Source organism: Xanthobacter autotrophicus, assembly GCF_030015065.1.
GTDB lineage: Bacteria > Pseudomonadota > Alphaproteobacteria > Rhizobiales > Xanthobacteraceae > Xanthobacter > Xanthobacter autotrophicus_D.
Genome location: NZ_JAIVFN010000334.1, coordinates 1 through 519 on the forward strand (window position 1 = coordinate 1; position 519 = coordinate 519).

The following is a 519-nucleotide window of genomic DNA, read 5'->3' on the forward strand; positions in this document are numbered from 1 at the left end:
GGCGGGGCCATCTTGCGCTCGGCGGTGAGGGTCACCAGCGCCGAGACGACGCCGGGAACGGCCTTCACCGCATCCTCGGCGGCGGCACGCACGCCTTCCCAGGCGCGGGCCTGGGCCGGGTCGATGTTGATGGAAAGATAGACCTTGCCCGCGGTGACCACCACGCCGGAGAGGGCGGGCGACACCGAGAGGGCGACGCCCTCCGGGGTGCGCACCGTGGCGAGGGTGGAGCGGACCAGGTCTTCGCTGAGTTCGGCTGTGTTGCTCATGGTCTCAACTCTGTTGCCGGTCTTCCGCGCCGTCGAACGTTCCGGGGCAGGCGCGCGGAGCCGTTTTGGAATGAATAGAAGTTTCCAATTGATTCGCATGGCGGGCTTCAACTGCAAAGCCTGACATATGGGCGCTGATTAATCGTTGGGCAAGGGAGGGCGGCGTCGCGGACAGGTCTGTGTCTGAACCAGAGCACCTTACGCCACCCCAAACCGGCCTGCTCCCTCTCCCGCCTGCGGGGGAGGGGTG

At 66.7% G+C, this 519-nt stretch carries 1 protein-coding gene; it reads right to left on the reverse strand.

The features are described 5' to 3' along the window. A partial coding sequence (locus tag K9U40_RS23395; RefSeq protein ID WP_282892458.1) for an iron-sulfur cluster assembly protein occupies window positions 1–269 on the reverse strand: 269 nt, incomplete at its 3' end. Window positions 270–519 lie beyond the last annotated feature (250 nt).